The organism is Achromobacter sp. ACM05 (assembly GCF_019218915.1).
Classification (GTDB): Bacteria; Pseudomonadota; Gammaproteobacteria; order Burkholderiales; family Burkholderiaceae_B; genus Achromobacter; species Achromobacter animicus.
In genome coordinates this window covers 300,809-322,965 of sequence record NZ_JAHUWQ010000004.1, presented here as the reverse complement: position 1 = coordinate 322,965, position 22,157 = coordinate 300,809, and the positions used below count along the sequence as shown (strand labels likewise).

Annotated in this window: 17 protein-coding genes and 4 pseudogenes; 3 read left to right on the top strand and 18 right to left on the bottom strand. The window is 64.0% G+C overall.

Annotated elements, in window-relative coordinates; translation table 11 throughout:
* Nucleotides 1-137 precede the first annotated feature (137 nt).
* The 5 genes and pseudogenes from KW836_RS23735 to KW836_RS28200 form a co-directional block, all read right to left on the bottom strand.
* A complete protein-coding gene (locus KW836_RS23735) occupies nt 138-734 on the bottom strand; it encodes a hypothetical protein (protein ID WP_218344934.1) in 597 nt (198 codons plus the stop codon).
* 133 nt (nt 735-867) lie between these two features.
* The gene (locus KW836_RS23730; RefSeq protein WP_218344933.1) at nt 868-2,574 is read right to left on the bottom strand and encodes a hypothetical protein; all 1,707 of its coding nucleotides are present in this window, start codon (nt 2,572-2,574) and stop codon (nt 868-870) included.
* A gap of 33 nt (nt 2,575-2,607) precedes the next feature.
* Complete coding sequence (locus KW836_RS23725) at nt 2,608-3,792, bottom strand: dsDNA nuclease domain-containing protein (protein ID WP_218344932.1); 1,185 nt, start codon at nt 3,790-3,792, stop codon at nt 2,608-2,610.
* A gap of 154 nt (nt 3,793-3,946) precedes the next feature.
* Nucleotides 3,947-4,181 (bottom strand): annotated as a pseudogene (locus KW836_RS23720) (DUF2274 domain-containing protein).
* Nucleotides 4,182-4,219: 38 nt separating this feature from the next.
* Nucleotides 4,220-4,535, bottom strand: a pseudogene (locus KW836_RS28200) (type IV secretory system conjugative DNA transfer family protein); the annotation flags it as partial.
* 144 nt (nt 4,536-4,679) lie between these two features.
* On the opposite strand from KW836_RS28200, the pseudogene KW836_RS23710 reads away from it, so the two are divergent.
* The 3 genes and pseudogenes from KW836_RS23710 to KW836_RS23700 all read left to right on the top strand — a co-directional run.
* Nucleotides 4,680-5,320, top strand: a pseudogene (locus KW836_RS23710) (DUF932 domain-containing protein); the annotation flags it as partial.
* Nucleotides 5,321-5,401: 81 nt separating this feature from the next.
* A pseudogene (locus KW836_RS23705) lies at nt 5,402-5,726 on the top strand (ParB/Srx family N-terminal domain-containing protein); the annotation flags it as partial.
* Nucleotides 5,727-6,090: 364 nt separating this feature from the next.
* The gene (locus KW836_RS23700; RefSeq protein WP_175123228.1) at nt 6,091-7,026 is read left to right on the top strand and encodes a glycosyltransferase family A protein; all 936 of its coding nucleotides are present in this window, start codon (nt 6,091-6,093) and stop codon (nt 7,024-7,026) included.
* A gap of 27 nt (nt 7,027-7,053) precedes the next feature.
* Here the strand turns inward: KW836_RS23700 and KW836_RS23695 are convergent, their stop codons facing one another.
* From KW836_RS23695 to KW836_RS23635, 13 genes are all read right to left on the bottom strand, one after another.
* On the bottom strand, nt 7,054-7,791 hold the full coding sequence (locus tag KW836_RS23695; protein WP_218344931.1) for an ABC transporter ATP-binding protein: 738 nt from the start codon (nt 7,789-7,791) through the stop codon (nt 7,054-7,056).
* Entirely contained in the window at nt 7,788-9,584 is a 1,797-nt protein-coding gene (locus tag KW836_RS23690) for an ATP-binding cassette domain-containing protein (RefSeq protein ID WP_218344930.1), read from the bottom strand. Before KW836_RS23690 ends, KW836_RS23695 begins: the two co-directional genes overlap by 4 nt.
* Complete coding sequence (locus KW836_RS23685; protein WP_175184095.1) at nt 9,581-10,621, bottom strand: branched-chain amino acid ABC transporter permease; 1,041 nt, start codon at nt 10,619-10,621, stop codon at nt 9,581-9,583. Before KW836_RS23685 ends, KW836_RS23690 begins: the two co-directional genes overlap by 4 nt.
* 175 nt (nt 10,622-10,796) lie before the next feature.
* Nucleotides 10,797-11,948, bottom strand: coding sequence for an ABC transporter substrate-binding protein (locus KW836_RS23680; protein WP_175123224.1), 1,152 nt, complete (start codon nt 11,946-11,948; stop codon nt 10,797-10,799).
* Between the two features lie 166 nt (nt 11,949-12,114).
* Nucleotides 12,115-12,843 carry an SDR family NAD(P)-dependent oxidoreductase gene (locus tag KW836_RS23675; RefSeq protein ID WP_175123223.1) on the bottom strand — a complete coding sequence of 243 codons (729 nt, stop codon included), beginning with the start codon at nt 12,841-12,843 and terminating at the stop codon, nt 12,115-12,117.
* A 37-nt stretch (nt 12,844-12,880) separates the two neighbouring features.
* Nucleotides 12,881-13,666 (bottom strand): cyclase family protein, encoded by a 786-nt coding sequence (locus KW836_RS23670; protein WP_152383539.1) that lies wholly within the window; start codon nt 13,664-13,666, stop codon nt 12,881-12,883.
* A gap of 49 nt (nt 13,667-13,715) precedes the next feature.
* On the bottom strand, nt 13,716-14,963 hold the full coding sequence (locus KW836_RS23665) for an SDR family NAD(P)-dependent oxidoreductase (protein ID WP_218344929.1): 1,248 nt from the start codon (nt 14,961-14,963) through the stop codon (nt 13,716-13,718).
* A complete protein-coding gene (locus KW836_RS23660) occupies nt 14,960-16,129 on the bottom strand; it encodes a thiolase family protein (RefSeq protein ID WP_218344928.1) in 1,170 nt (389 codons plus the stop codon). Before KW836_RS23660 ends, KW836_RS23665 begins: the two co-directional genes overlap by 4 nt.
* Nucleotides 16,126-17,766: an AMP-binding protein gene (locus tag KW836_RS23655; protein ID WP_218344927.1), complete on the bottom strand. Its 1,641-nt coding sequence runs from the start codon at nt 17,764-17,766 to the stop codon at nt 16,126-16,128. The genes KW836_RS23660 and KW836_RS23655 overlap by 4 nt, the downstream gene beginning before the upstream one ends.
* A 9-nt stretch (nt 17,767-17,775) precedes the next feature.
* Nucleotides 17,776-18,267: an aromatic-ring-hydroxylating dioxygenase subunit beta gene (locus KW836_RS23650; RefSeq protein ID WP_218344926.1), complete on the bottom strand. Its 492-nt coding sequence runs from the start codon at nt 18,265-18,267 to the stop codon at nt 17,776-17,778.
* Nucleotides 18,264-19,583 carry an aromatic ring-hydroxylating dioxygenase subunit alpha gene (locus KW836_RS23645; protein ID WP_218344925.1) on the bottom strand — a complete coding sequence of 440 codons (1,320 nt, stop codon included), beginning with the start codon at nt 19,581-19,583 and terminating at the stop codon, nt 18,264-18,266. The genes KW836_RS23650 and KW836_RS23645 overlap by 4 nt, the downstream gene beginning before the upstream one ends.
* Before the next feature lie 19 nt (nt 19,584-19,602).
* Nucleotides 19,603-20,580, bottom strand: coding sequence for a PDR/VanB family oxidoreductase (locus tag KW836_RS23640; protein WP_218344924.1), 978 nt, complete (start codon nt 20,578-20,580; stop codon nt 19,603-19,605).
* A 27-nt stretch (nt 20,581-20,607) separates the two neighbouring features.
* On the bottom strand, nt 20,608-22,152 hold the full coding sequence (locus tag KW836_RS23635) for an indolepyruvate oxidoreductase subunit beta family protein (protein ID WP_218344923.1): 1,545 nt from the start codon (nt 22,150-22,152) through the stop codon (nt 20,608-20,610).
* Nucleotides 22,153-22,157 lie beyond the last annotated feature (5 nt).

Below are 22,157 nucleotides of genomic sequence, written 5' to 3'. Positions count from 1 at the left end.
TTAAACAGGCCAGCAAACGCAAGGGAAGACGGCTCCTTTGCAACGCTGGTCAAACAGTCAAACCACTGGCCTTGAAAATCAGCGGCGCCGGGACGATATCCGCTGGATTGACTTATTAGGCCCTTTCGTAAGCCACGTCAATCCCAGCAATTGCAATCTGCTCCACACCCTCCAGGCATATAGCATGCTGCATCAACGGGAGGAGAGCTTAAATCAGTTGCTTGGTATGGATTTCGGGGTGCTCCAGATAAAAACTTCTTATTCTCCCAGGAATATATGACTCCTATATCTCTTTCGGAACAGTGGTAGCAATGCATTTCCCGATTATATTTTTCATAGAGAAAATCATGGACTACCCCTCTCATTTCCAAGGGGGTAGCGTAAAACCACTCTGAAAGCCTGCCGGATGTTATATGACTTATGCGTTTGTAGTGCTGACTCAGGTAGTGAATAATACTTACCTCGATTTCACTCACTTTTCCAGCCGCCACTCCTTCCTTAATTTTGAAGGCACAAAGCAATGCATAAAAGGGATTTTGGCTTCCGCTTGCCCTCGTTCCAAGTTGGCCCGTTGTTAGACCAATTTTTGCCATGTTGTTATAACGAGTATCAAGACCAACATATATCCACCCGTTAATGGAATTCTCTTGTCGAAGTCTTTCGTGCTCGCACCATGCCATCTTATGGTCGTCGTAGTCGTTAAAATCGAAGTTTTCTTCCCAATTTCGACTCATATTTTTTGTCTTCTCCGAACCTAATGTAGAAACCAAGTTTGGCGCACTCAGCCCAGAAACTGACGGGGCCAACCTGAAATGCGATATTGCGCCGATCCGCGTACAAGACGCCTAAGCATTTGCCAATCAAACGTTAGATTTGACTCTGCACCAGGGCTGCCTCGTACATTTTTTTGAGGAGTGGATCCACCAGTGCCCGCGTAGGTTCCCAATCCATTTCTGTGAGCATCCCGTACTTCTCCGTCAGGATTTCTTCGCGGTCAAAGGAAAACTCGGTTTGCGTTTCCAATCCAACTATGAGTTGCATGCCGGTGGGCAGATCCTTCGCGATGAAGCTCAGAACGGCCGGAAGGTTAAAGTCGTCCTGAGCCTGCTGGTTAGGAGAGTCGATTACCACCGGGACGTCGTACGAGCCTGATTTTCCATGGACAGTGCGCCAGATAGCAGCGTAATAGGCCAGGATGGACCGTGGGCCGCCGCTACCCGAAAGCGAGGGGCGGGAGGATAGCTGCAACGACTTTGTCGGTACGGAGTGCAGCTGCAATGCAATGCGGCTGGCTGCGTAGTACTCGCGGAATTCCTTTAGGACTGCCTTCGTGCGCTTGGGTGAGCGAAGCTCGTTCATCTTGGTCTCAAGTGCGTCGACAGTGAGAACTATGGCGTCGATGGCAGCCTGGATTCGTTTTCGTTCCTCTTCGAAGGCGGTGAATGCGGATTCGGCGCCAAGGCTTTCGACAACATCCTTGAATTGCAACTCTCCCTTCCTCGAGTCCAGTAGGCGGGAGATGCGCAAGTAATTCTCATTGAGTGAATTCAGCTCAGATAGTGCGTTGTGCGTACGTTTGCGAACTTCCGCAGCATCCTCTCGGAGTCGTGCGGCGAGCTCCCGAAGAACCCGGGCATCCTCGGCGAACTCCAGTAGATCAATGAAGGGCTTCTCGTGCTCGGCGTTGCACGTTGGACAAATGAGCGGTGCTGCGCCTTCCTTGATAAGGAATTTCGCATCGCTTTCATATGCCGCCAAAGCTCCTTCAGCAAGATGAATCTGATGATCCAAACTCTTAAGGAGCTCTTGATTACGGACGGCAACGCTCCGCAGGCTCTCTTGCCGGATGTTGAGCTCATTAACTTCTGTGGTAAGCAGCTCAATCTCAGCGACAAAGTTTTCGGCATTGACTTTAGGGCCTGTCAGCGGGATAGACTGGCTGAAACGCTCAATAGTGCGTTTCAGTAGCTTGTATTCCCGACGCTGCTCTTCAAGCGTCCTGGCATGTTGGGACCGCTCTGCGCTAGCTGCGTAATATTCTGGCGGACAAACGCCAGTGAAATATTCGAGGATGGGTTTAAACGGTGCGGTAAAGCGTTTCATCCCGGCAAAAGTGTTCCATTCCGCCTGCCAACTTCCGTCCTGGTTCACGTAAAACGGGGCAAAGAAGCATGCCGGGTCGGCTGCAACAACTTCTGCCTGCTTTTTGTCAGAGAAGACCAGGTTGAAGTCAGTTATCTCGCAGAAGTGCTTAGACCAATCGCCGAACTTGGTTGTAGAGATCAAGAGTTTGAAAGTTGAGTCAAAGAGCGCGCGTCGACCGTCTTGATGAAGTGCGAAGTAGATTTTTTCGTCGACAGAGAACTCGAGCAGCGAGACTGCGTTCGTGTCCCATTGCTCGAGCTTCCCTTGCGGTGTGGCACCGAGCGTTTCAAATAGACTCCGGATCAACGTCGTCTTGCCGGTATGATTCCTCCCCACCAGCAGGTTTTTGCTCGGATGGAATTCTACGTGTCGAGCCTTTTGCTCCTGATGTGAGAGCAGCCAGATGTTTTTGAATCGGAAGCGATGCATAGTCTTTAGTTCTCAGGCTTCGGACGAGGAGTCTTAGATCGGGTCCACGCATTTCGTTATAGCTCTCATGATAAATCGGGCGATCAGATCGTTGTCGCTAATTGTTCCGAACTGAATCTTAAGCTCGGCCAGAGCGGCCTCGACAAATGGCAGCAAGTTTGATGTGGGCGGATTAGCCGCAATCCAGGAATCGCTGAATTCGTCAATTTCTCTAGAGACGTCAGTTCCTCCGACAAGCCGATCTCGCTGAGCACGCGCGGCTGCGACGCGTACCGATGAAATCGTCATGAAGTCCAGTCCTTCTATTTGAAGCTGGTTCATCCAATCATTGAATAACGCGTGGCGGTCAGGCACAGTCTCTAGTGCCGCCAAAGCCGCGATAAATGAGCCCCTGGAAAATCCACGCTCCTTGATGAGCTCGTCAAACGACGGGCAGTTGTCAGTCCGGCGAGTCAGGGGCGAAATTTTCATCACGAGCGATTCAACAAAAGCCTTGGCTTGGCCGGCGTGTTCCGGGCTGCGCTCGTTCAGCAAGTCCAGCGCAGCTTCAATTGCAGGCGCGTTGAGGTTGTCCGGGTGTATTGCAACCTTCTGCAGCCTTACGCGAGTCAGATCTGGCGGCGTTCCAGCAGACGAGAGTGAAGTGAAAGCATCGGTCAAAAGTTTCACATGCTCAGTTGCTAGATCAGCCAGCGAGCAAGGCATCGTCGTGGCCGTCGAACCGCCGGCTCTAAGGGGGAAGTCGCAGCCTTGATTGGATAGGAATATGCCTTCTGCTGGAAGGGCTGTGAAAGCGTTCAAGCTGAGGTGAAGCTTTCCGAGAATGGATTCTGGGACCTTTTTGAAGTCAGGGAGCTTCGGAAGCTTGGATGGAGAAGCTTTCGTCTTAGTAGGCTTCTTCGAGGAGACAGGTTCGGTCTTGGGTTCGACGGTGCCAGTGAGTACGGACCATGTCCACGTGCCGGAGTCCTTCTTCTTGACTTGGTAGACTTTCACGCGAGTCGGGGCTGTTTCAGAATCAAGTTCTGCGACATCCTGAATGGATTCGAATAAGAGCAAGAAGTCTGGTTCATTGGCCTTTTCCAACTCTATCATTCGGAAAACGGCCCAAATGCGTGAAAAGTCGACCCCTTTAGCTCCGTGCCCACCGCCAGACTCCGAATACTTAGGATTGTTTGCAACGGACAAAAGCTCCGCCGCGCCGTTGGTTTTGCTCAAGCCGCCCTCCCTATGTGCCTCCATTCATGCGGAGGGATACTTGCGTTTAGCGCACGTCATCACTGATGACCGATAAGCTCGCGTAACTCATTGAAACACTCATTATAGTGACGAAAGATGAATTTCTCATCCTTTGATTTGTCGATAACGGACATTATCGAATTCCGCCAGAATCTTGTGATTTCCGCCCGGCCCATTGCAGAATCCCCGATCCCAGCCTGAACACGTCCAGCATGTGCGGGATCAGCGCCATGACATCGACCGCCTCACCATACGCCTGCGCATGCAGCGCGGCGTAGCGGTCGAGGTAGGCTGGGCAAGCGAAGGACAGCTTGATGATCTCGGTCTTGGGCAGGGGCCCCCGGCCGCAGTATCCAGGTCGTACTCATCTCGAAGTCCTCTTGTTGAAGAACAACGCCGAACAGGGGCCACCGGTCACAGCAGGCGGCGGCAATACCCGGTCGTTGAAATTGGTGTCGGCGAAATAGCGCAGCTTCTTCGCCTTGATCGGCACGACACTGGACACCATCACTACCGCTTCATCGGTCGGCGACTGCATCACTTCGCCTGGCGTCAGCAGCGGCCGCGCCGTCTCCTGACGCGACACCATCAGGTGCCCCCGCCAGGGTGCAAGCCAGTGGCGTCAGTAGATGCGTTGGGCGCGCAACTTAGGGGCCGCCCAATGTTTCGGAAATGCGTTTGCCCGTGCGTTTGTCGTTGGTGGCGAAGGGCATCCACCCATGCCCAACCCTTGGCCTTCACCTCGGTGGTAATGCTGGCCAACTTGTTCTGGCCAGCCGTTCCAGCAGCGCGGCATCGGTCAGATAGACGCCTTTGTCGCCTTCCGTGAACAGGTCGCGGCGAATGCCGCTGTCTTCGCGTTCGTAGGTTTTCAGCCATTCATGGTGACGCAGACCCGCACCTGCCACGAAGACCGGCGTGACTACACCAAGCACATGATCCGGCTGCGCCACGCCAGCCAGATGAATGCCCGAGGCGAGGCCAACGAATTCGTCCTGCTTAACTCGCACGATGGCACCAGCAGCTACCAGATGCTGGCCGGAATGCTCCGCTTCGTGTGTAGCATTGGGCTGGTGTGCGGCGAAACCGTGGCCGATGTGCGCTTGCCTCATAAGGGCGACGTGGCCGGACAAATTCTCGAAGATGCCTATTAGGTGCTGCACGGCTTTGATCGGGCGCTGGAATCCCGTGAATCCATGCAGGCCATCACGCGGGACGAAGTCGAGGCCGAAGTGTTCGCACGCGCCGCGCTGTCGCTCAATCACGGCAACCCCGACAAGCCCGCACCCATCACCGAATCGCAAATTCTGATGGCGCGCAGGTTCGACGACCACCGACCGGACTTGTGGAGCGTGTTCAACCGCCCCCAAGACAACCTGACCAAAGGTGTTTTGTCTGGCCACAGCACCAACGGAGGCCGCCTGCAGACCCGCCTGGTACAGAGCATTGATTCCGATATTCGCCTCAATCGCTGCTGGCCGATGGCCTGCGCCAGTTGAAAGCCTGATTCCTCTGCGCGGCAGGGGAAGGCAGCAACCCTTGTCGCGTCATTCTCTGCTGCATTCCATCATCGCAAGGAGTTTTCACCATGAACGCAATCAACCACATCGAAGCACAGTCCATCCACGCCACGGCCAGCGCCGCGCCTGCCGTGCGGGAAGCCGCCGATCCGAGCAAAAACCTGATTTTGGTGCCGTTGTCTCGGCAGGTTTCGCGTCTCATGGGCCGCAACGTGAGCAAGACCCCGCGCATTGTCGATTGCCGAACTCGGCGCCAGCATCCTGCGTGTCGGTCTGCTGCAAAACCTGATCGTGATCGCGACAGCTAACGGAGAGCATTACGAAGTCGTCGCCGGAGGCCGTCGCCTTTCCGCCCTCAAACTGTTGGCTAAGAAGCGCCGCGTCAGCAAGGAATGCGCCGCATGGGCTGCGGACTTGGTGAGCATGATCTTCGCCATAATGACTCCTCGGAAAGTCCGGTTTCCAAGAGCCACATGGGAGCCACGCAAGGGGAAGCCGGATCAAGTGTCGGAAAGCACCGGAATATGCTGAGCTCGCCGAAGTGATTGATAAACATGCTGTATCGAGCCGTGGCGTAGCCCAGCGAAAATGCGATCCTGGAGTTGTGAAACAAGAAAACCGCACGGTTTGTCAGATTTGATTGCAAATTCCAAAGCCGTGGAATCGGTTCCCCGAGGCATATCCCCTACACTTCAGGCGAAATCATAAGAACCAAGACCGCAGCGGTTTCTGGAAGATCGCAAGGGGCACAGCAGGCATGACCGATACACCGATTTTTTTCACCGTTCTGACGCCGACCTACAACCGGGCAGGAACCCTGCACCGCGTCTACGAATCGCTCTGCCAGCAGACTTTCCGGGATTTTGAATGGGTGGTGGTGGACGACGGCTCCACCGACAACACGCACGAGTCCATCCTGCATTGGCAATCGCTGGCGGATTTTCCGATCCGCTATGTCTGGCAGAACAATCAGCACAAGAAGACCGCCTTCAATCGTGGCGTGCGCGAGGCGCGCGGCCAGATGATCGTGGGCCTGGATAGCGACGACGAAATGCCGCCGGACGCGCTGGCCATTTTCCATGAGGCCTGGAACGCGATTCCGCCCGCGCGCCGCGACTCGTATTTCGCCATTACCGGGCTGTGCGCGCGGCCCGACGGCACCATCGTCGGCGACCGTTATCCGCAGGACGTGTTCGACAGCACCGCCGTCGACGTGTATTTCCGCTACCGCATCAAGGGCGAGAAATTCGGCTGTATGCGCACGGACATCCTGCGCAAGTACCCGTTTCCCGAGGACGTGGCGGGCTTCGTGCCCGAAAGCCTGGTGTGGTGGGCGGTGGCGCGTGCGGGGTATCTCAGCCGCTTCATCAACCGCGTGGTGCGCACCTATCACGACACGCCCGGTGGCCTGAGCCAGGGCGCGGTGTCCGTCAGCAACAACGCCCAGGGCCTGTACCTGCTGGCGTGGGACATGCTGCAGCATCACCTGGAATTCTTCCGCTACCGCCCGCGCGAATTCATGATGGCGGCGGCGCGCTACACGCGTTTTCGCCTGCACCTGAAGCATTCCGGCGTGCCGACGGCCGTGCAGGCCTACCGGCTGACCCATCCGGTCGCGACGTTTCTCGTGGCCGTCATGTACCCGCTGGGGTATGCGCTGTACCGCCGCGATCGGCGTCGCGGCGTGGCCTGACCCAGCCTGCCGACCCGGCAGCCTGCGTCACGCAGACGCGCCGTGCCCCAGTCCCAGATAGACCTCCACGACGCGCGGATCCTGCGCCACCTCGGCCGCCGGACCTTCAAGAGTCACCGTTCCGGTTTCCAGCACATAGGCGTAATCGGCCACCTGCAGCGCGGCGCGCGCGTTCTGTTCGATCAAGAGGATGGACACGCCCATCTCGCGCAGCCGCGCGACGATGCGGAACACTTCGCGCACGATGCGCGGCGCCAGCCCCAGGCTGGGTTCGTCCAGCATCAGCAGGCGGGGTTTGGCCATCAGTGCGCGGCCCACGGCCAGCATCTGGCGCTCGCCGCCGGATAGCGTGCCGGCCAATTGCGCGCGCCGTTCCTGCAGCCGGGGAAACAGTTCAAAGACCTCGGCCAGCGTCTGGTCCTGGTCGCGCAGGCCTCGGCGATAGCGGTCGAAGGCGCCCAGCATGAGGTTGTCCTCGACCGTCATTTCCGCGAAAAGCTCGCGCTTTTCGGGCACCAGATTCATGCCCGCGGCGACCATTTCCTCGATTTCGGCGTGTTCCTGCGCCTTGCCGCCGAAGGTGATGCCGCCCTGTGACGGCAGCACGCCCATGATGGCCGACAGCAGCGTGGTCTTGCCCGCGCCGTTGGGACCGATCACGGTCACGATCTGGCCTTCGCCCACTTCCAGGCTGACGCCGGAGACCGCCTCGACCTTGTCGTAGGCCACGCGCAGGTCGCGCACTTGCAGCAGTTTCGCGCTCATTCTTCCACTCCGCCCAGATAGGCCTCAAGCACCGCGGGATTCTGCTGGATCTCTGCCGGCAACCCTTCGGCGATCTTTTCGCCGAAGTCCATGACCACCACGCGATCCACCAGCCCCATCACGAAATCCATGTCGTGTTCGACAAGCAGGATGGCCATGCCTTCGGCGCGCAGGCGCTTGAGCAGCTCGGCCAGCTCGCATTTCTCTTGATAGCGCAGGCCGGCCGCGGGTTCGTCCAGCAGCAGGATGCACGGGTCGGACGCCAGCGCGCGCGCGATCTCCAGAATGCGCTGCTGGCCCAGCGCCAGCGAGCCCGCCTCGTCATGCAGATGCTTGCCCAGCCCCACGCGCTCGACCTGACGCGCGGCTTCGGCCAGCAGGCGCGCCTCTTCGGGCCGGTCCAGCCGCCAGGCGGCCGGCAGCACGCCGCGATGCCCGCGCAGGTGCGCGCCGATGGCCACGTTTTCCAGCACGCTCATGCGGCCCAGCAGCCGCACGTGCTGGAACGTGCGCGACAGACCCAGGCGCGCAATCTTGCGCGCACCCACGCCGGCCACCGGCTGGCCCAGCAGCGTCACCTGTCCCGACGTGGGCGTGTCCACGCCCGAGATCTGGTTGAACATCGTGCTCTTGCCCGCGCCATTGGGGCCGATCAGCGCCAGCACTTCGCCCGCGCGGATCTCCAGGTTCATGGCGTTGTTGGCCACCAGGCCGCCGAACTTGCGCGTCACGTCCACGGCTTTCAACACCACCTCGCCGCGCGGCGGCATGGTGCGCCGGGGCAGCGGTTCGGCCGTCATGTCGACCTGGCGCGGCTTGCGTTTGACCGGCACCCAGCGCGTCAGCACCGGCCACAGGCCGCTGCGGGCGCGGTGCAGCAGCAGCACCATGCCGAAGCCGAAGACGATCACTTCGAAGTTGCCGGTCTGGCCCAGCACCTTGGGCAGCAGGTCCTGCAGCCATTGCTTGAGCACCGTGAAGACGCCCGCGCCGACCAGCGCGCCCCACACCTGTCCGGCGCCGCCGATGACGGTCATGAACAGGTATTCGATGCCCATCTGCAGGCCGAAGGGGTTGGGGTTCACGAAGCGCTGCATGTGCGCGTACAGCCACCCCGACGCGCAGGCCTGCAGCGCCGCGATGACGAAGATCACCATGCGCGAGCGCGCCGTGTCCACGCCCATGGATTCGGCCATTACGCGCCCGCCCTTGAGCGCGCGGATGGCGCGGCCTTCGCGCGAGTCCAGCAGGTTCTGCGTGGACCACACGGCGACCAGCAGGAAAGCCCAGATCAGGTAATAGATGTTGCCGCCCTGGTTGAGCGTCCAGCCGAACAGGCTGATGGCCGGAATGTCCGGGATGCCGGTGTGGCCGCCCAGCCCTTCGACCGAGCCGAAGACGAAGTACAGCGACAGCCCCCAGGCGATGGTGCCCAGCGGCAGGAAGTGGCCGGACAGCTTCAGCGTGATCGCGCCCAGCAGGTAGGCCAGCGCCAGCGTCAGCGCCAGGCCGGCCAGCAGCGTGAGCCAGGGCGATGCGCCCAGCCAGCCGAGCCACGACGGCAGCGTGTCCGCGCGAGTTGTCAGCAGCGCCGTCGTGTAGGCGCCCACGCCCACGAAGGCAGCCTGGCCGAAGCTGGTCAGGCCGCCGACGCCGGTCAGCAGCACCAGGCCCAGCGCGACCAGCGCATACAGGCCGATGTAGTTCAGCAAGGTCACGTAAAACGGCGGCAGCACCAGGGGGCCGAGCGCCAGCAGGGCCAGGAAGGCGAAGAGGATGTGGCGCGGGGTCATTCGTCTTCTTCCTCGACGTGATGGCTGTTGAGTGAACGCCAGAGCAGCACGGGGATGATCAGCGTGAACACGATGATTTCCTTGTAGGCGCTGGCCCAGAACGACGAGAAAGCTTCGATCAGCCCGACCAGCACGGCGCCCGCCGCCGCCAGCGGATAGCTCACCAGCCCGCCGATGATGGCGCCCACAAAGCCTTTCAGGCTGACCATGAAGCCCGAATCGAAATACATGGTGGTGATGGGTGCGATCAGGATGCCCGACACGGTGCCGATCAACGCGGCCAGAAAGAACGTGGCCTTGCCCGCGAATACGGGCGAGATGCCCATCAGGCGCGCGCCGATGCGGTTGAACGCCGCGGCGCGCAGCGCCTTGCCGTACATCGAGCGTTCAAAGAACTGGTACAGCACGACGATCAGCACCACTGACACCGCCACCACCCACAGCGCCTGGCTGTTCACGTTGACCGGGCCGAGCGTCATGCTGGCGTCGCTGAACGGCGCGGTGCGCGCGCCTTCCGCGCCGAAGGCCAGCAGCCCCAGGCCGACGAGCGCCAGATGGACCGCGATGGATACGATCAGCAGCACCAGCGTCGAGGCCGACGCGATCGGCTGATAGAACAGGCGATAGAGCTGCGGTCCCATCGGCACCAGCAACAGCAATGTCAGGAGCGCCTGCACGGCCATCGGCAGTTGTGCGAGCGGCAGGCGGTACAGCAGCAGCGCCAGCGCCAGCGGATAGATCACCTTGGCGGCCATGCGCCAGTGGGTGCGGCCGCGCGCCGGGCGCTTGCGGCGCGCCATCAGATCGGCGATGACCTCGGCCAGCGCGAACGCAAGCAGCAGCCAGACGAGCAGGATGGGCTTGCCGGCCTGCATGGCGGCCATGGTGAGCGCGCCAAAGGCGACAAACTCGCCCTGCGGGATGAACAGGACGCGGGTGACGGTGAAGACGAGCAGGATGGACAACGCCAGGAGCGCGTAGATGGCGCCATTGGTGATGCCGTCCTGCCCGAGTATCAGAGCAATCTGAGCATTCATGCGAAATTCCGGGTGATACAGAGAAGCACGCCAGGCACCCCCGCTCACATGCGGCGCGGGCGTCGCCAGCAAGCAGGCGCTGCGCGTCCCATCGGGATGCCGCGGATCCGGGCTCCGCCGGTCCGCTGGCATGCCCCCTGGGGGGAAGCGCGCAGCGCCTCGGGGGGAACCCCTCCTACTTGACCAGGGTCCAGTTGCCGTCCTTGACGGTGATGAGTTCGCGGCCGCGTTCGTCAAAGCCGCTGTGGTCGGCGGCGCTCATGTTGTAGACGCCTTGCGTGCCGACCAGCTCCTTGGTCTGCTCCAGCGCGTCGCGCAGGGCGCTGCGGAACTCCTTGGTGCCCGGCTTGCCGGCCTTCTCGGCGATCGGCACGGCCTTTTCCAGCAGCAGGCCGGCGTCATAGACGTTGGCGCCGAAGGTGGCGGGCTTGGAGCCGTTGAGCTTTTCGTAGGCGGCGATGTACTCGGTGGCCACCTTCTTGGACGGGTTGCTGTCCGGCATTTCCGGCAGCACCAGCATCAGGCTGGCGGCCAGCACCGTGCCTTCGACCTTCTTGCCGCCCAGCTTCAGGAAGTCGGGCAGCGCGGCGCCGTGGGTCTGGTAGAACTTGCCCTTGTAGCCCTGATCGAACAGCGTCGTCTGCGGCAGCACGCTGGCAGCGCCGGGCGCGGCGACCAGCACGGCGTCGGGCTTGGCGGCCAGGATCTTCAGCGCCTGGCCGGTGACCGAGCTGTCAAAGCGCAGGTAGCGTTCGTTGGCGGCGATCTTGATGCCCTTTTCCGCGGCCAGGCCCGAGAACACCTTGTACCAATTCTCGCCATAGGGATCGTTCAGGCCGATGAAGCCGACCGTCTTGATGCCGGTCTTGGCCATGTGGTCCACCAGCGCGCGCGCGATGATGTCGTCGTTCTGCGTGGTCTTGAACACCCACTTCTTCTGGTCGTTCATCGGCAGCACCACCGCGGCGGTGCCCACCGGCGCCAGCATCGGCACGCCGGCCTCGGCGGCGAACTGGATCACGCCCATGGCGTTGGGCGAGCCCGACGGCCCGATCAGCGCATCCACGTTCTGCTCCGAGATCAGCTTCTTGAAGGCCGTGACCGAGTTCGTGGAATCGCTGGCGTCGTCCAGCGAGATGTATTCCACGGTCAGGTCGCCGATCTTCTTGGGCAGCAGCGGCACCGTGTTCTTCTGCGGAATCCCGACCAGCGCGGTGGGGCCGGTGGACGAGGTGACCACGCCGACCTTGACTTGCGCCAGGGCGGGCAGGGCGAACAGGGTGGCGATGGCGGCGGCAGCGGCCAGGGGGAGTTTCTTCGACAGCATGGCAAAACCTCCGGGGTAGGGAGCAGAGTGGGAGTGCGGCTGGAAAGCGGAGAAAACGGGAACTGCGGGAATACTTGTTGCTTAAACTTTCTTACGTTCAAGGATCAGCACTGTAGACCCGGGTCCCGGTGCTTACCTATCCGTCAAAACCCGAAGCGCGGGGCGGTCAGATGGTGATGGAGCTGACGCTGGCGCCGCCGCAGACGAACAGCGTCTGGCCGGTGACGAAGCTGTTGGCCGGATCCGCAAAGAACATGACGGCGCGCGCCACGTCGTCCGAGCGGCCCAGGCGCTTGACCGGAATGCCCTCGGCAAGCTGGCGTTCGCGTTCGCTGCCGGCCTCGATCACCTCGTAGAACATGTCGGTCTGGATCGGGCCGGGCGCCACCACGTTGACGGTGATGCCGTATGGCGCCAGTTCCAGCGACCAGGTGCGGGCCATGCCCACCATGCCGGCCTTGGTGGCCGAATAGGCGGTGCGCGTGGGCAGGCCCAGCGCGCCGCGCGACGACATCATCACGATGCGGCCGAACTTGCGTTCCTGCATGCCTGGCAGCGCGGCCTGCACCAGGCTGATGGCGGCGCCCAGATGGATCTGCGTCAGACCATGCAGCTCTTCCTGCGTGACCTGCGGCAGCAGATTCGGCCAGATCACGCCGGCGTTGTGGATAACGTGGCTGATCGGAAATTGGGCGGCGGCTTCGGCGCCCGCCTGCGCGGTCGCGGTGGCGTCAAGCAGGTCGACCTGCACGTTGTGCAGGCGCGGATGCGAGAAGTCCGCGGCGCGGCGTGCCATCGAGATCACCTCGTAGCCCGCATCCAGCATGCTGCGGCAGATTTCCGCCCCGATGCCGGCGCTGCCGCCGGTCACGATGGCCACATGGGTTTGCGTCATGGTTCCCCCTTGATTTATTGGTATGGTCCGGCCGCGATCAGGCCGTGGGCGCCAGCGCCAGCACGCGCAGCGGACTGCCCGAGCCGCTGCGGATCTTGAGCGGCGCCGAGAAGATCACCGCGCCGGTGGCCGGCAGCTGGTCCAGGTTGGTCAGGCACTGCAGGCCGTAGCGGTTGTTGCCGTGCATGTAGTAGTGGCAGGGGTAGGGCGGATCCAGGTGCTGGGCTTGTCCCGCGTCCGTGCCCACCGACTCGGTGCCGAACCCGTGCACGTCGCGCTCCTTGATGAGCCAGGGCACGACCTCGGCATCCGGCCCGGGAGAATGCGCGCCGTCGGCCTGCATGTTCAGGTAGTCGGCGGGTTTGGCGCGCTTGGACCAGTCGGTGCGCATCAGCACCCACGACCTTGCGGGGATGCGGCCGTGCTGTTCTTCCCATTTCTTGACGAAGTCGATGGTCAGCAAAAAGTCCGGATTGCCGGCCGCTTCGGCGGAACAGTCGATCACGCAGGCGCTGGCGATGAAGGCGTCGATGGGAATCGTGTCCACCGTGTTGTCCGGCTGGTCCTTGCCCGTGACCCAGTGCGCGGGGGCGTCGAAGTGCGTTCCGGTGTGTTCCGAGCACGAGAAATTGTTCCAGTACCAGGCCGGCCCGCGCTCGTCGTAGCGCGAAATCTCCTCGATCCGGAACGGCCACGCCTGGCCGAATTCCGGCGGCAGCACGATGGTCGGAAACTCCGGCGTCAGCGTCTCGGTCAGGTCCACCAGGCGGATGCGGCCGGAGACCAGCTCGGTCATGAATTGGGCAAGAATGGGTTGACTCACGGTGCTCTCCTGTTGGTGCTTGTTGGGGGACGACGCGCGGGGCAGGCGGTCAGCCGCCCGCGCCCAGCTCCCGTTCCAGTCCCTTCGGGTTCTCGGCCAGCCGCGCGCGGAATTCCTGCGCAACGTCGCCCACGTACACGTCTTCGATACCGTCCTTCAGCGCGCGCACAATCGCGGCGGCGATCGCAGCCGGCGCCACGCGCGGCGGCGGCGTGCGTTGCTCCCATTCGTGATCGACCGGGCCGGGAAACACGTTCACCACCCGCACGCCCGCGCCACGCATTTCGGCGCGCAGGCATTGCGCCAGCGATAGCGCGGCGGCCTTGGACGCCGACCACATGCCGCGCGATGGCAAGTTCATGTGCGCGTAGATCGACAGTACGTTGACCCACGCGGCGGCGTTGTTCACGCCGTCGGCGGCGCGGCCGCACAGCGCGGGGCCGAAGCTCTGCGCCAGCCGCATCAGGCCCAGTACGTTGACGTCCATCGCGTCGCGCGCGGTGTTCACGTCCTTGCGGCTAAGCAGTCCGCCTTCGCGCTCCAGGTCCGCCGTGTTCACCAGGATCTCGACCTTGCCGCCGATGGAAGCTGCCACGCGTTCGACGGAATCGGTGTCGGTCACGTCCAGCGTCACCGCCTGCACGCGCGGATCGGCCGCCAGCGCGTCAAACGCGGCGTCACGCTTCCACGCCTGCGGATCGCCCAGAAAGATCATCGGGCTGCCCGCGTCCAGCAGCGCGCGCGCCACGGCCTGACCGACGGCCGACTTGCCGTCGGTGACCAGCACGCGGCGGAATTTCGGATCGCACGAGGTCTCGCGCAGTGTCTTGTCGTCTTCCATGTTCGGCGTATTCCTTTCGGGCAGGGCGATCATCACGGCCTGGCCGCTGCGGTCCAGTTTCAACGCGAGGCGCACACGCGCGCCATCGGCGCAATCCTGGTGGACGTGCGCCACCACGGACGGACCGGCGTCCATCCGCACCGTGCCCACGCGCCAGGGCAGGCGTTCGCGGAAATACAGGTCGTTGCTGTGATGGAGCGTGGTGCTGACCAGCAGCACGCCGTTCGGATCGGCGGGCCGCCACGGCAGGTGTTCCGACAGGCAATGGCCGCAGACTTCGCGCGGCGGGTACTGCACCGTGCCGCACTCGGCGCAGGTCTGCAGATCGAAACGCCCTTCGGCGGCGGCAGCGGTCAGCCCCAGCGCGCTGCGGCTGCGCGAGCCCGGCGGCAGCGTGGGCTGCCGGGTGCGCGCGACAGGATTCTTGCGAGGCGGCTTGGCCAGCGGCTCGGTCATGCGTCGCTCCTTGCCAGGATGGCCGCGGCCGTGCACAGCCCGCGGTCGTAATTGATCATGCCGAAGCCGCTCACCATGCCCAGCTTCGCATCGCTGACCTGCGTGCCGCCGGCCGTGCCGGTCAACTGGCGCAGCGCCTCGACCATGCCCAGATAGCCGCCGGCCGCGCCGGCCTGGCCGACCGACAACTGGCCGCCATTGGTGTTGAACGGAAAGCTGCCGTCCACGGTAAAGCTGTTGTCCCGCACGAATTGCGGCGCGGCGCCTTTTTCGCAGAAGCCCAGATCTTCCATCTGCATCAGGTTGATGACGGGATAGTCGTCGTAGGCCTGCAGGAAGTCCATGTCGGCCGGCGCGGCATTGGCTTGCCCGTACAGCTCGTCCACGTCCATGGTCCAGCCTCCCCGCGTCTGGATCGGATCGTCGATCCAGGCGTTGTGGCGCTCGATGGTCGACAGGATGCGCGCGTAAGGAAGCTTCAGCGCGCGGGCGCGGTCCTCGCTCATGACCAGGAATGCGTCGGCCCCGGCGCACGGCATGACGCAGTCGAACAGGTGGATCGGCTCGGTGATGACGCGCGCGTCCAGATACTGCGCCAGCGTCAGCGGCTTTTTCATCAGCGCGTGCGGATAGCGCAGGGCGTTGTCGCGCTGGGCCACGCAGAGCTTGCCGAAGTCTTCGCGCGTGGCGCCCGTCTCGCGCATGTAGTTGGCGGTCAGCAGGGCAAAGCTGGCGTTCGGGCCGCCCGCGCCGTACGGGTAGACGGCGTCCTGCGCAAAGCGCGAGAACTGGCTGACCGTGTTGCGGAACGAGTCCACGTGGTTCGTGTCGCCGGCCAGGCAGGCCACGACGTTGGCATCGCCCGCCTGCACGGCGCGCGCCGCACGGCGCAGCGCGGCCACGCCGCTCGCGCCGCCCATCGGAATGTGATCGAGCCAGCGCGGCGTCATGCCCAGATGCTGGACCAGACCGACCGCGGTGTCGGGAGCAAGCGTGAAGCTGGACACGCACAGGCCGTCGACGTCGGTCTTGGCCAACCCGGACTGCCGGATCAGCGCGCCCAGCGCGCGGCCCAGCCACCAGTGCGCGGCGTGCGTGGAATAGCGTTCGTACGGAATCGTGACGGGCAGGGCCGCCACCACGCCGTCGTAGCCCAGGCGGCTCATCGGTGGGCCCCTTCGGCCGGACGCTTCTTCAGGTGGCAGGTGTCCACGCAGCGCGCCGTGCCCGGCAGGCCGGGCGCCAGCGCCTTCATTTCGCCGCGCTGGATCTTGTTGGTGGTGGTGAGCGGCAGGCTGTCCACGAACGCGACATAGCCGGGCGCCTTGTAGTAGGCCAGCTGCGACAGCGACCATTGCACGATGCTGCGCGCGGCCTCGGCCATCGCATCCGCGTCGGCGGGTGCGGCCTCGGGCACCACGCACGCCAGCACTTCGTCGCCGCGCACCGGATCCGGCACGGCGGCCACCGCCACGGCCTTGACCAGCGGATGCTGCATCAGCACGCTCTCCACTTCCACGGCCGAGATGTTCTCGCCGCTGCGGCGGATCACGTTCTTCTTGCGGTCCACGAAGCGCAGCGCGCCGTCGGCCTCGCGGCGCACGATGTCGCCGGTGTGGAACCAGCCGCCTTCCCAGGCTTCGTTGGTGGCGGCCTCGTCCTTCAGGTAGCCGGCAAAAAAGCCATAGCGCGGATCTTCCCCGGCATGGCGCACCAGCAGTTCGCCCGGCTCGCCAATGGCGGCCGGTTCACCCGCGTCGGTCACAATGCGCACCTCGACGTCAGCTTCCTCGCAGCCGAAGCTGCTGGTGCCGACGTGGCGCGGTTCCTGATTGGCGATGATGACGGCGCCCGCGCCGGTCTCGGTCATGGCCCAGGCTTCCAGCAGCGGAAAGCCGAAGCGCGCCTCGAAGGGCGCATGCAGCTTGCGGTCCACGCCCGCGCCGAAGCCGAAGCGGATGGCGGGCTGCAGATCCTGCGGGGTGGGCTCGGCCTTCATCAGAATGGCGGGCATGACGCCCAGATAGTGCAGCACGGTGGCGCGCGATTCGCGCACGCTGTCCCACCACGAGCGCGGGTGGAAGCGGTCCAGCGGAATCAGGCAGCCGCCCGTCAGCACCATCGCCATCGCCGAATACGCCATGGCGTTCATGTGCACCAGCGGCAGCGGCGTCAGCATGCGTTCCTGTCCCGGCCGCAACGCCGCAAGCCCGCCAATGCGTGCGTACCAGCCGCCCGCGTGCAGGAAATAGCGGTTGGGCAGGATGCAGCCTTTCGGCCGGCCGGTCGTGCCGGACGTGTAGAGCAGCGCGCACTCGGTCAGTTCCGACAGCGCCGTGCCTTGCAATGGCGCCGGGAACGGCGCGGCGGGCGGCGCATCGTCCGGCCCCATCACGCGCAGCTCGCGGCCCGCGCGCTGCGCGGCGGCCAGCAGGTCCGCGTGGCGCCCGGGCAGGGCGACCGCCAACGCGATCTCGGAGTGGCCAGCCAGGTATTCCAGTTCGGCGGCGCGCAGGTCCGGGTTGATCGGCACGACCGACACCCCCAGCGCGTTCAGCGCGAACCAGTGCAGGAAGAAGGCGGGACGGTTCTCCAGCAGCAGCCCCGCGCGGTGGCCATGGCCGTAGCCGGCGGCGGCATACGCGGCGCGCAGCGTCTCGATGGCGTCGGCGGCTGCGGCATAGGTCAATTCCCCCGCAGCGATGCCATAGGCCTCGGCGGTTTCGGGCAGGATGCACAGGAACGGCTGGCCGCCGTGGCGGGACGCGGTGTCGGCAAATGCCTGGTGGACGGTGGCGGTCACGGTCCGCTCCTACATGAACAGTTGGATGTTGCCGAACGCAGCGTCGCAGTTGACGAGGTCCACGCGCTTGAGCCGGATGCGCAGCGCGCCGTCCTGCTCCACCAGGTGATGCGTCGCCCAGCCCGCATACAGCGTCTGCGCGTCCTGCCGCGTCTCGACGTAATGGAAGGCGGTGCGCACCACGTGGCGTCCCTCGGCGGGCGCGGCCTCGGGATGGCCGTGTTCGACGGTAGGCGCCTGCAGCAGATGATGGCAGCGGCTCTTGGGCTGCTGCGAAAACGTGCGCTGGCCCGCCAGCCGCTCCACACGCACGCGCAGCAGCAGCTTGTCCTCATACATCAGCGACGCATGCAGCTTCGCATCGGTCTGGCCGTGCGCCAGCGGCATCCAGTAGTAGCCGTCCTCGGTGTACAGGTCCAGCCAGTCTTCGAAGCGCAGCTCATCCAGCAGGCGCGCCTCGGCGTAGACAAAATCGATCAACTCGCGGTCGCTTGCGCTCATACCGACTCCGGTCCGGTCATGTAGCGGCCCCATGCGCGGTATTGGTTGCGCATCTGCCATTCGTTGGTGCCATTGGTGACGACGTTCTTCTGGTCCGCTTCGCCCGGCGCGTAGAGCCGTCCCACGTTCACCCAGTCCCGCGCACGCGAATGCAGGCCGTCTTGCGCGCGTTCGTACATTTCGAGGTCGTCGTGGCCCACCACCGAGGTCGGCGCGTTGATGAGCCGGTTGTACATGAGGGTGCGTTCCAGCAGCAGGTCCGGCGCGCCCACCAGGCGGAAGGTCCAGGACTCCACCAGCGTGCGGTCCGCGGCAATCGGCTTGAAGATCCGCAGCGTCTGGATCGGGCCCTTGACCATGATGTTGGGGAAGTAGACGGTGTTGTGGCGCACGTCGCCCAGGATCTGCTTGGCGCGATCCTCGCCGTAAGCCTCGACCATCGACTCCCAGTAGCCGGGAATGCCGGAGTACGACGCGTGGATCGAGTCCGACACGCCCGTATGTCCGTGGCCGTTTTCCCAGACGCGGATGCCCATGTTCTCGAAGAATTCGTACGGCGAAATGAACGGCGCGAACAGCTCCACCGCCATCGGCTTGGGCGTGCCTTCGGGCGCCTGTTCCCAGACCTTGACGGCCGTGCCCGCCGACGATTCGTGCGCGACCATCGGATGGCAGGTGTCGGTCTGGTTGTCGACCAGCATCTTCCAATTGCAGCGGTGCATGTAGCGCAGCACGCCGCCCGCGACTTCCAGGCGGCCTTCGGGCGACCGATCCACCATGTTGTCCAGCGTGGAAAGCGAGTCGCCGAAGAATTCCTCGAACGACTGGCCTTCGGGATTCAAGCGGCAGAACACGAAGCCGCGATGGTTGCGCACGTCCTTGACGGCGGCCATGCCCTGGCTGGCTTCACAGTTTTCCAGGCCGGTGTTCTCGTAGCCTTTTTTCAGCGGGATCGACAGCAGGCTGCCGTCGGTCTTGAAGGTCCAGGCGTGATACGGGCAGCGAAAGAACTTGCCCGTGTTGCCGCACGCCTCGCCCGCCACCATGGTGCCTTTGTGCGGGCAGCGGTTGTGCAGCACGCGCACCGTCTTGTCGCTGTGGCGCACCATCACCACGGGCTGGTTGCCGACGGTGGTGGTGATGTAGTCGCCGGGGTTAGGCACCTGGCTGTCGTGGCCGACGAAGACCCAGGTGTTGGCGTACAGGCGCTCCATTTCCAGGTCGAAGAGTTCCTGGTCGATGAAGAGGTCCTTGTGCACCTCGGTGTCGCGGAGCAGCGCGCGGATGGCGTCGGGATTGTCGCGGTATTTGGCCATGATGGCTTCCTCGTCGGGCTTACAGGTCCAGCACCAGACGCGCGGACTTGGCGCGCGAGATGCAGATCTGGATGATCTTGCCGCTGGCCTTCTCGGTATCGGACAGGTAGTAGTCGCGGTGATCGGGCTCGCCTTCCAGCACGGTGGCCTGGCAGACGCCGCATTCGCCGCGCTTGCAGTCGTACATCGGGTCGCAGCCTTCGTCTTCCATGACCTCGACGATGGTCTTGTCGGCGGGTATCGTCAGCACGCGGCCGGACTGGCGCAGTTCGACCTCGAAGGCCTGGTCGCCGGCCTGCGCGGCGGCCGTGGTGAAGAGTTCGAAATGGATGTGGGCGTCGGGCCAGTGGCGCGCGTGCGCGCCCTGGATGACGGCGTCGATCAGGCCCTTCGGGCCACAGACATACAGGTGCTGGCGCGGGTTGGACGCGGCAAGCAGCGCCTGCAGATCGAACCGGCAGGACGGATCGTCGTCGGCGTGCAGCGTCAGGTCGCCGCCCGCCAGCGCCTGCAGTTCAGGCAGGAAGGCAAGCTGGTCCTTGCTGCGGCCGCAGTAGTGCAGATGGAAGGCGCGGCCGGCGGACTTGAGCGCGGCGGCCATGGACGCGATGGGCGTGATGCCGATGCCGCCTGCGATCAGCACGACCGGCTCATCGCCCACGGGGGATTCATGCAGCGGAAAGTCGTTCTTGGGGCCTTCCACGGTCAGGACGTCGCCCTCGGCCAGCGCGTGCATGTGGCGCGATCCGCCCTGACTGGGGTCTTCCAGCCGCACGCCCAGGCGATATTCCGCCGGCTCGGCAAAGCGGCCGGCTTCGGGCGCCAACTGCACCAGCGAATAGCAGCGCGGATCGCGCAGGCCCGGCACCGTCACCTTCAGGTGCGCGCCGGGGCCAAACGCGGGCAACGTGCCGCCGTCTTCGCGCGCCAGCCGGAACGAGCGGATCAGCGGTGATTCCTGCCGGACTTCCCGGACGATCAGTTTGAGTGTCTGCACGATGTCTGTCTCTTTCTGGTGTCGGCCTCAGGCGGCCAGTTTTTCCGCGATCTGGCGTTCCATGGGCTCGCACTTCACGTTGGCGAGCGCCGTGTCGCGCAGCGCGCGCAGCGCGTCGGCGGCATCGGGGCGGCCAACCAGCTGGTCGGCGGCCGCGATGAGCTGCCGGTATTTGCCGCCGCCGCGCACATGGGTGTCGCTGTAGCCCTTGACCAGGCGGCGGCAGTTGACGGTTTCGACGGCCAATGCGTAGTCGCGCGGGGCCAGCCGCGCCACCAGCGCCAGCCACGATTCCAGCGATTCGGTTTCGATCTGATGGCGCAGCGTGCTGCGGCGGAAGCGCCGCATGCCGGCCAGCGTGTACAGCATCAGGAATCCGCCCAGCGTGCCGCTGCGCAGGCGGCGGCCCTTGCCGAGCCGGCGTTCGACGAAGCCGCCGAAGGCCTTGGAGTTTTCCAGCCAGCGGCCCAACCGCACCGGCAACGTGCCGCAGATTTCTTCCAGCCGGGGATGCATGAATTCGGTCGTGTCGACGAGCTGGCCGGCGCGCGCGCCGACTTCCGTGCGCACGCGGTCAAAGCGCGTGCCGCGGGTCTTGAGGTCCGCCACGCGGATCACGTCGTCGTAGGCCATGGCGGTGGCCACGTAGCGCGCCGCGGCGCAGGTCAGCGCCCATTGGTGCGCGTCGCCGCCGTGCTGCGCATCCAGGTCGCAGATGGCCTTCAGGCGGCGCAGGTAGTCTTCGGCGTAGGGCAGATCCTGGAATTCGATCTGGCGGCGCACGCCGGCGGTCAGCATGGGCTGGGCACAGGCGGGGAAATCGCGCCGGATGGCGTCCAGCAAGGCCTGCGCGCGCGGGCTGGCGGCGCGCTCGGGTACGTCCGGAACGGGGCGCGTCAGGTCGATGGCGGCAGGCTGCCCGGGCGCCGAGTTGGCCGACTCGAAACCCAGCGCAAAGGCGCGCAGGCTGGCGTCCACGCCCAGGCCCGCGCGGCGCACGGTGGCCTCGAAGTCGTCACGGGTGAAGGGCAGGGCGCCGCTGCCGGCCACCGCGCCAAACAGGCTGGCGCTGATGACGCTGCCGGCGCGGTCGGCCAGGTCCTGCAGATCAAAGCACAGGAAGCGCCGCGCCGCCGCGCGGCCCGCTTCCAGCACCTTGTTGGGATCGGCGATGCCGTTGCCCGGCGCGGACTTTTCGCTGACCGCAAAACTGCGGTGCGACGACGCGATCAACACCGTGCGGTCGGGCGTCACGAGGCCGCGCTGGATGGCCCGGCCGCCTTCCATCAGTTCGGCCGCCACCACCAGGTCCACGTCGCCCGGCGTGGGCATCAGCGCCAGCGCGGGTTGGCGGCCGGCGCGCTGCACATCGGCCTCGGGCAGCAGTTCCAGGTAGTAGATCGTGGCGCCGGTGCGCTGCGCCACGCCGGGCACCGAGGTGGTCTGCGCCCACCAGCCGGCGTGCTCGGCCATGTCGACGATCCAGTCGGCCAGCACGCCGCCGCCCTGGCCGCCCATGGCCAGGATCGCGATCTTGATGGGGTTGCCTTGCTGCATCACCGCCGCGTTCATGTTGC